The organism is Ruegeria sp. R13_0 (genome assembly GCF_017743995.1).
GTDB lineage: Bacteria > Pseudomonadota > Alphaproteobacteria > Rhodobacterales > Rhodobacteraceae > Ruegeria.
This window is the reverse complement of record NZ_JAGHRB010000026.1, coordinates 26,351-34,799: the sequence shown is the minus strand read 5'-3', so window position 1 is coordinate 34,799 and position 8,449 is coordinate 26,351. Positions and strand designations below refer to the sequence as shown.

Annotated in this window: 8 protein-coding genes; 1 reads left to right on the top strand and 7 read right to left on the bottom strand. The window is 60.6% G+C overall.

The genetic code is table 11. The features are described from left to right. Window positions 1-168: 168 nt before the first annotated feature. The 7 genes from J7394_RS21645 to J7394_RS21615 all read right to left on the bottom strand — a co-directional run bounded on the left by J7394_RS21645 (window position 169) and on the right by J7394_RS21615 (window position 6,774). Window positions 169-1,011: a fumarylacetoacetate hydrolase family protein gene (locus tag J7394_RS21645; RefSeq protein ID WP_209256044.1), complete on the bottom strand. Its 843-nt coding sequence runs from the start codon at window positions 1,009-1,011 to the stop codon at window positions 169-171. Window positions 1,012-1,113: 102 nt separating this feature from the next. Then, window positions 1,114-2,616 carry an aldehyde dehydrogenase (NADP(+)) gene (locus tag J7394_RS21640; protein WP_209256043.1) on the bottom strand — a complete coding sequence of 501 codons (1,503 nt, stop codon included), beginning with the start codon at window positions 2,614-2,616 and terminating at the stop codon, window positions 1,114-1,116. 12 nt (window positions 2,617-2,628) lie between these two features. Further along, on the bottom strand, window positions 2,629-3,741 hold the full coding sequence (locus tag J7394_RS21635; RefSeq protein ID WP_209256042.1) for a fumarylacetoacetate hydrolase family protein: 1,113 nt from the start codon (window positions 3,739-3,741) through the stop codon (window positions 2,629-2,631). 1 nt (window position 3,742) lies between these two features. After that, window positions 3,743-4,573 carry an amidohydrolase gene (locus J7394_RS21630; RefSeq protein WP_209256041.1) on the bottom strand — a complete coding sequence of 277 codons (831 nt, stop codon included), beginning with the start codon at window positions 4,571-4,573 and terminating at the stop codon, window positions 3,743-3,745. Then, window positions 4,570-4,998 (bottom strand): RbsD/FucU family protein, encoded by a 429-nt coding sequence (locus J7394_RS21625; RefSeq protein WP_209256040.1) that lies wholly within the window; start codon window positions 4,996-4,998, stop codon window positions 4,570-4,572. Before J7394_RS21625 ends, J7394_RS21630 begins: the two co-directional genes overlap by 4 nt. Beyond that, window positions 4,988-6,040 (bottom strand): aldo/keto reductase, encoded by a 1,053-nt coding sequence (locus J7394_RS21620; protein ID WP_209256039.1) that lies wholly within the window; start codon window positions 6,038-6,040, stop codon window positions 4,988-4,990. Before J7394_RS21620 ends, J7394_RS21625 begins: the two co-directional genes overlap by 11 nt. Then, on the bottom strand, window positions 6,037-6,774 hold the full coding sequence (locus J7394_RS21615; RefSeq protein WP_247748361.1) for a GntR family transcriptional regulator: 738 nt from the start codon (window positions 6,772-6,774) through the stop codon (window positions 6,037-6,039). The genes J7394_RS21620 and J7394_RS21615 overlap by 4 nt, the downstream gene beginning before the upstream one ends. Before the next feature lie 83 nt (window positions 6,775-6,857). Here J7394_RS21615 and J7394_RS21610 point away from each other — a divergent pair, with 83 nt between their 5' ends. Beyond that, entirely contained in the window at window positions 6,858-8,411 is a 1,554-nt protein-coding gene (locus J7394_RS21610; RefSeq protein WP_209256038.1) for a UxaA family hydrolase, read from the top strand. Window positions 8,412-8,449 lie beyond the last annotated feature (38 nt).

The following is an 8,449-nucleotide window of genomic DNA, read 5'->3' as shown; positions in this document are numbered from 1 at the left end:
GGTCTCCCTCGCCAAGGCGCTGTTCCGCGATGGCCAACGTGACAAACACGCCGCCACAACGCAGGCTGCGGAATAAACACACCTAATCCCAAACAATCCAAGCGCCGCCCAAAAAGGGCGGCGCTTTTTTGTTGATAGAGTAGGACCCCGTAGAAAGGGCACCGTCGGTTATCCGGCGACGACACTTTGCCGTTGCACGCCCAGCCCTTCGATCGCAAGCTCCATGCGGTCGCCTGGCTTCAGATAGGTTTGCGGGTTCTGCCCCATGCCAACGCCGGGAGGCGTCCCGGTAGAGATCACATCGCCCGGTTGCAATGACATGAACTGCGACAGGTGCGAGATCACCGTCGCAACACCGAAATGCATCGTTCTGGTCGAGCCGTCCTGATACCGGTGCCCGTTCACCTCAAGATACATCGGCAGGTTCTGCGGGTCCGAGATCTCATCCCGTGTCACCATCCAAGGGCCGATGGGGCCGAAGGTGTCGGCGGACTTGCCTTTGACCCACTGCCCCGAGCGGTGCAGCTGAAAATCACGCTCGGACAGGTCGTTGACGACGCAATATCCGGCCACATGATCCAGCGCTTCTTTTTCCGAGATATACTTGGCCTCTTTACCGATGACGACGCCCAGTTCGACCTCCCAATCAGTTTTGACCGAGCCGCGCGGAATTTCGACGGTATCGTCCGGGCCAATGATCGCTGAGGTGGCCTTGAAGAAGATCACCGGCTCTTGCGGCAGCTCCATACCGCTTTCGGTGGCGTGATCGGCGTAATTCAGACCGATGCAGATGAACTTTCCCACTTGACCGACGCAGGCGCCAATTCGGGGGGTGCCTTCGACCTTTGGCAGCGTGCCGGGATCAATCGCCCGCAACCGTGCAAGCGTTTCATCCCCCAGCGCTTCGCCCGAAATGTCGCTAACCTCCCCCGAGAGATCGCGGATCGTACCTTCAGCATCCAGCAGTGCAGGTTTCTCAGCGCGCTTCGGGCCATAACGGAGCAGTTTCATATCGAGTTCCTTCGTTGCTTGGATCGTTCAGCCGCCGCCAAGGGCAAACGGCTGTTCGATGGTATTTCTGCTGACATCGCCCGCAAGGCGCATCCTGCAGCGTTAAACATCCTCGGGAAGCAGGTCAGTGGGAATGTCCTGGTAGCATACCGGCCGCAGGAAACGACGGATCGACAGAGTGCCAACCGATGTCGCGCCGAAATTTGTCGAGGCCGGGTAAGGACCGCCGTGAACCATGCTGTCGCAGACCTCGACCCCTGTGGGGAAGCTGTTGGCCAGCAAGCGCCCGGCTTTCCGCTCCAGCAGTGGCAGCAACGCCTGTGCGTCGGGCTTGTCGCCCGGGTCCAGATGCAACGTGCAGGTCAGCTGGCCTTCGATGGCGCGTGCAATCTGCTGCATTTGAGCTGAGTCGCGGACGCGGACAACGATGCCGAGCGGGCCAAAGACCTCTTCTTGCAGTTTGTGATCGGCCAGCCAGTCATCGCCGGACACCGTGAACAAGTAGGCGGCCGCATCACGCGTCGCGCAGCTGGTGCCCATGATCTGAGTGACTCCGGTGCCCGCTGCGACACGCGAAACCCCCTGCCGGTAGGCTTCGGCGATGCCATCGGTTAGCATGGTTTGCTCTGCTATGGCGGACAGGCAAGCTGCGGCGGCAGACTGGAATGCATCTGCCTCGGGGCCGTCAATGATAACCGCGATGCCGGGATTGGTGCAGAACTGACCAGCTCCCATGGTCAATGAACCAGACCAGGCGGTCCCGATCTCGGCACCGCGCGCGGCGGCGGCTTGCGGCAGGATGAACATTGGATTGACCGAGCCAAGCTCACCGAAGAACGGGATTGGTTCATCGCGTTGAGCGCACAGGTCGAACAGGGCGCGACCACCAGCAAGGCTGCCGGTAAACCCAACCGCTCGGATCAGAGGATGCTGCACCAGACGCGTCCCAACGTCCCGCTTGCCACCTTGCACCAAAGAGAACACTCCGGGATGAACGCCTGTCGCCTTGATCGCGGCGTCGATTGCCTGCGCGACGATTTCACCCGTGCCCGGATGCGCCGAATGGCCTTTGACAACGACAGGACAACCTGCGGCCAAAGCAGCGGCCGTATCGCCCCCCGCGACCGAGAAGGCCAGCGGGAAGTTGGACGCGCCGAACACGGCCACTGGCCCCAGAGGACGCTGGATCATGCGCAGGTCGGGGCGGGGCAGGGGGGCGCGGTCGGGCATGGCCGGATCGTGACGCATGTCCAGATAGTCGCCCGCCTCAATGTGATCGGCGAACAGACGCAGCTGACCGACGGTGCGGCCACGTTCGCCTTGCAAACGGGCCTCGGGCAGGCCGGTTTCTTGCGTTCCGATTTCCGTGATTGCATCGCCGCGTGCGTCAATCTCGTCGGCGATCTTGCGCAGCAAGGCGGCCCGCTCGGCCCGGGTCGACCACCCGAAAGAGGCAAAAGCCTCCTCGGCGGCGTCTACGGCACGGTCGACCAATGCGGGCGTGCCAGCGGCAAAGTCATGGCTGGGGCCATGGGCAGGTTCCGATGTAAATGTGGCGTCTGCGCCGACCCATTCGCCAGCGATCAGGTGTTTTCCGGTTAACATGTTGGTTCTCTCTTAAAGCAGGTCGCGTTGGGCGAGGTTTCGCATCAGGTGTGAGGCCCCGAAACTCCATTCAGGGCATTCCGTGGACAGGCGCACCGTGTTTGTCAGTGCCCCAAGCTGGCTGTTGGCGATGGTAACGATATCGCCCAGTTTATGTGTGAAGCCGCCTCCGGGCGTGTCGCGGTCCTGGGTTGGGGCAAAGAGCGTGCCCAGAAACAACATCAGCCCGTCCGGATATTGGTGGTGGCGTCCAATGGTCTGTTTCACAAGATCCGCAGGATCGCGGCTGATCTGGGACATCGAAGACGCGCCATTCAGAACAAACCCATCGGGTCCGGTGACAGTCAGCGTCAACTCGGCCTTGCGCACGTCGTCGAGGGTGAAGCCATCGTCGAACAGCCGGATCATTGGGCCGATCGCGCATGAGGCGTTGTTGTCCTTGGCCTTGCTGAGCAGCAGGGCCGAGCGCCCCTCGACATCGCGCAGATTCACATCGTTGCCCAGCGTCGCGCCCTTGATTTCACCGCGTGAGGTTACGGCCAGAACCACCTCGGGTTCGGGGTTGTTCCAGGTGGAAATCGGGTGCAGCCCGATATCCGCGCCCGCGCCGACCGAAGACAAAACCTGCGCTTTGGAGAATACCTCGGCATCTGGTCCGATCCCGACCTCGAGGTATTGGCTCCAGAGGCCTTCTTCGATCAACGCCTCTTTGACCTTGGCGGCCTCATCTGAGCCGGGCGTGATATTGGACAGGCTGTCGCCAATACGCGCGCCGATGCGCGACCGTATCGCGTCGGCTTTGGCCGGATCGCCTGCGGCCTGTTCCTCGATCACGCGCTCGACCATGGAACCGGCAAATGTGACACCGCAGGCTTTGACCGATTGCAAATCACACGGCGCGAGCCACTGGTGATCCGCGTCAAACGAGCCAAGGTCTTCGCCCTGCGCCGCACGGACGTAGTTCGCTGTGTCGTCCCGCTCGAGAATATCCCGAACGGTTGGCGCAGTTTTCGACGTGATGTCGACCACGCGGCCATCCCGCAGGGTCACAACGCAGGGGCCAATCCCAGGGCGCTCAATACGTCCGAGCCACAGCCCGTTGGAGTCCAGATTTGGTAGAGTCATATCAATCCCTGAGGTTATAGGCCCGCGCGGCGTTGCCACCCATGACGGCATCTCGTTCGGAGTTGCTGAGCTGGCTCAGCAAAAGGTCCGTAGTTTCCAGCCAGCGTTCATAACTGCTGGCCAAGGTGCAAACCGGCCAGTCGCTGCCCCAAATCAGGCGGGACGGGCCAAAGGTGTTTAGAAGGTGGTCCACGTAGGGGCGGAGATCATCGACTGTCCAATCGGATGCGGCTTCGGTGACAAGGCCGGACAGTTTGCACCATGCGTTGGTGTCACGGGCCAGCGCTGCCATATCCTCGGCCCACCCCTCGAGTTTTGCGTCCCGGATCAGCGGCTTGGAGCCGTGATCAATGGCAACCTTCATGTCCGGATGACGTGACACTAGCTTTCTGAGCGGTCTCAGATGCTGCGGCAAGGTCAATGCGTCGAACGTCAGACCTCGCGTTGTAAGTTCAGCAAAGGCCGGAGTAAGAGCGTCGCCCAGCATCCAGAGCGGGTCGGCAATGTCCTGAATCATCGGACGAAGCCCAACCAGCGCTGGGTGCGCATCCAACGCAGCGATCTGGGTCGTTGCATCCGGGACTTCGAAATCGACCCAACCTACAACACCTTTGATAAATGAGGTCTCGTCGGCCAGGGACAGCATATATTCCGTCTCGGCCACCGTTGGTGCCGCCTGCACCAGCACTGTGCCTTCAATTCCAGCGTCTTTCAGCATCGGGGCCAGCTCATCGGGGGTAAAGTCGCGGTAGATCACGTCCAAATCAGGCGTCAGCCAACCATAGTCGCCCCGCGCCACGGCCCAGAAGTGCTGATGCGCGTCTATCTTCATCCGATCACGCCCTTTTTCAGGATGATATTGCCATAGAGTCTACGCTCACCCGTTTGCACGATGGCAAACGCGGTTGCCGCACGCTCATAGAAGGCGAACCGCTCAAGCCCCTGAACCTTGGCGGGGTTGTCCGCTGTCGCGTCGATTATGTCCTGAAAATCGGCGACGGCTTCGGGAATTGCGTCCGGATCACCGACCACCTGCATGGTCAGGGCCGGGTCGGTCACGAATGTATCCAGAGGCATTACGGACAGCACAGCCCGCAGCACCTCACTGGCGGTTGAGCCATCCGCTCGGATACATTCCGGGCCGGTGCTTGTGCCGGGAAAGTTCGCATCCGCGATCACGATTTCATCGCCGTGCCCCATAGCCCTAAGCGCATGGAGCAGGCTGGGCGACAGAAGGGGGTCGATGTTACGCAGCATCGGCGGCCTCACACGGAAGCGGTGCATCAGGACGAATCAACCCCTCGGAGCGCAGATCAGACCAGAGGCCTGGGGGTACTTCCCGCTCTAGCAAGGCCACGTTGGATTGCACTTCGGCTGCGCTGACAGCGCCCGGCACGACTGTTTTGACGCACGGATGGCCCAGAACAAATTGCAGGGCCGCCGCGATCAGAGGGGTGTCGTGTGCCGCGCAAACGGCCTCGATCTTACGAACGCGCGCCAGTATGTCCTCGGGCGCATCGGCGTAGTTGTATTTTGCACCCGGCACGGCTCCGGTGGCGAGGATGCCGGAATTGTAGGGCCCGCCCAGAATGATCCCTACGTCGCGCTTTTCACAAAGGGGCAGGAAACTGTCCAATGCCTCTTGCTCAAGCAGCGTGTAGCGGCCGGCTAGCAGGAAGCCGTCGAAATCACCCAGACCCAGCAGCCTTTCACACACCTGCCATTCGTTCACACCAGCGCCGATGGCGGCAATCTCTCCGGCGTCGCGCAGCTCAACCAACGCCTTGTAGCCACCGCCGTCGAACAGCTCACGCACCTTGGCGTCGGACATATCCTGACTGCCCTGGCTGAAGACGCAGACGTCGTGCACCAGAAGGATGTCGGCATTTGCGACCCCGATCCGCTCACGGCTGGCTTCGTAGGAGCGCATCACGCCGTCATAGGTATAGTCGAACACGATCCGTTTTTGCGGAACGTCCACAAAGGCCTCGGGCGTGACCTCATGGGGTTCGCAATCCAGCAGCAGACGCCCGATCTTGGTTGACAGCTGAATGTTCTCGCGGCCAAAGCGGGCAATCGCCTCGCCAAAGCGGCGCTCGGACCGCCCAAGCCCGTATTGCGGTGCGGTGTCAAAGAACCGAATGCCCGCATCGTAGGCGGCCTGAAGCGCAGCCTGCGCGTCCTCATCCGACACTTTGCGGTACAGGTTTCCCAGCGGGGCACCGCCAAATCCCATCCGGGTCAGCGGAACGGGCCGCGCGGTGCGGTTATTGAGCAATTCTGTCTGTGAAACGGTCATCCTGCCTCGCTATGCGACTGTTGGGTAAGGTTGAAGAGGTGGGGTTTTTGCAGCCGGAGTTCCTCGATGCGGGGCATCAACTGTCCCAAATGGGCGCGCATGGCGTCCTGAGCGGCCTGTTCGTCGCGGCTGCTAATCGCGTCAAAAATGGCTTTGTGTTCTGCCAGCGTTTCCGCGATCCGGCCGGGGGTCGGCAGCAACAGCATCCGCGCCCGGCTGACCTGCAGAGAAACACTCTGCGCCACGTTGGCGAGGTGACGGAAACCGGTGAAGTCCATTAGCATACCGTGAAACTCTTCGTCGGCCTGATAGAAGCCAGGAACATCGTCATCTTCGATCAACAGCTCTTGCAGGCGCATATTGCGGCTCAGGCGTTTACGCTGATCTTCGGTCAGGTCCCGCGTCACTTTGGCGACGGTTGCTAGTTCGAGTGCTTCGCGCAGAAAGGCACCTTCGCGGATCTCATCCATCGAGAAATAGGACACACGCGTCCCGGATTGCGGGACTACGTCCACCAGACCTTCAGATGCCAGTCGGGCGATGGCGTCCGCAACAGGCGCGCGTGACACGCCTAAACGCTCACAAACCGGGGCCTTCCGTAGATTCGCGCCTGGCGGAAAGTCCAGTGCTAGAATCGCCGTTTTCAAAGAGTGGTGAACCCGCTGAGCCAGCGATCCTTCGGTGACCGTAATCTCGGGCAGGAGAGAGGCATCAATATCTTGGAGCTTGTTCATGGTCATCGTTTAACATTCTAACATGTTAGTTGACAAGAGCAGATATAGCACTTAGCAACATGGGCCAAGCAAGCGGGGAAGTGATGCAAGCACACGACGGCATAAATGTTCTGGAAAAGGCGGCGCGGGATGTCGTTCAGCTTAACCCTGATGACAATATTGTTATTGCCCTGCGTGACTTGCAGGCGGGCGAGCAGCCGACACATGTGCCAACCCCTCTGACCTCGCACGTGGCCCGCGGGCACAAGATTGCGACGATGCCGATTCGGGCTGGCGAAAATGTCATCCGTTATGGCCAGATCATCGGTCAGGCCAAAAGCGACATTGCACCCGGGGATCACATCCATGTCCACAATCTGGGGATGGGCGCGCACCAGCAGGACTATGCGCATGCCAGCGCCAATGCTCCGCTGCCAGCGCTCGGCGCGGATCGGACGTTTGACGGGTATCACCGTGCCGACGGTCGGGTAGGGACCCGTAACTATATCGGTATCTTGACCAGCGTGAATTGCTCAGGCTCGGTTGCAAGGTTCATTGCCGAGGCGGCCGAGAAGTCCGGGCTGCTGGACAGCTTTCCCAATGTCGATGGAGTGGTGCCCATTGTGCATGGCACGGGCTGCGGCATGTCCGGTAAGGATGAAGGCTACGCTACCCTGTTCCGCACATTGGCTGGTTACGCGCAGCACCCGAATTTCGGGGGTATCCTGCTGATTGGTTTGGGCTGCGAGGTCATGCAGGTCGCAGACCTTGTCGGAGGACGCCCGATCCGGTCAGACGGCGCGTTGCGCTACATGACCATCCAGAACGAGGGCGGCACGCGCCGCACGATTGAACGCGGTTTGGATGAGCTGCGGGGAATAGCCGAACTGGCCAATCAAGCTGAGCGCGCGCCCGCACCCATCAGTACAATCACGGTTGGAATGCAATGCGGTGGATCGGACGGGTATTCCGGGATCACGGCCAATCCGGCCCTTGGGTACGCTTCGGATCTGCTGGTGCGCCACGGCGGAACGACGATCCTGTCCGAGACGTCCGAGATCTATGGGGCGGAGCATCTGTTGACCCGCCGCGCCGAGACCACCGAAGTGGGTGAAAAGCTTATCGAACGTATCCACTGGTGGGAAGACTACACCGAGCGCAATGGCGGTGAGATGGACAACAACCCAAGCCCCGGCAACAAGCGCGGCGGGCTGACGACTATTCTGGAGAAATCGTTGGGCGCTGTCGCCAAGGGCGGCACGGCACCGCTGCGCGACGTCTACAAGTTCGGCGAGAAGGTGGACAAACACGGGTTCGTCTTCATGGACAGCCCCGGATTTGATCCATGCTCGGTTACAGGGCAGGTGGCATCAGGCGCGAACCTGATAGTGTTCACCACCGGCCGCGGTTCGGTGTCGGGTTACCAGCCGACACCCTGCATCAAACTGGCGACCAACTCGGAAATGTATGCCCGGATGGCAGAAGACATGGATCTGAACTGCGGCGACATCGTCACCGATGGCGTCAGCATCGAAGCCAAAGGCGAAGAGCTATTCGAGATACTGATCCGTGTCGCCTCAGGTGAGAAAACCAAAAGTGAGGAACTTGGCTTTGGGGGCGTGGAATTCGTCCCCTGGCAAATCGGCGCGGTGATGTAAGCCGCACCGCCCTTGGGGAGAGGGGCAGAATGGGAGGA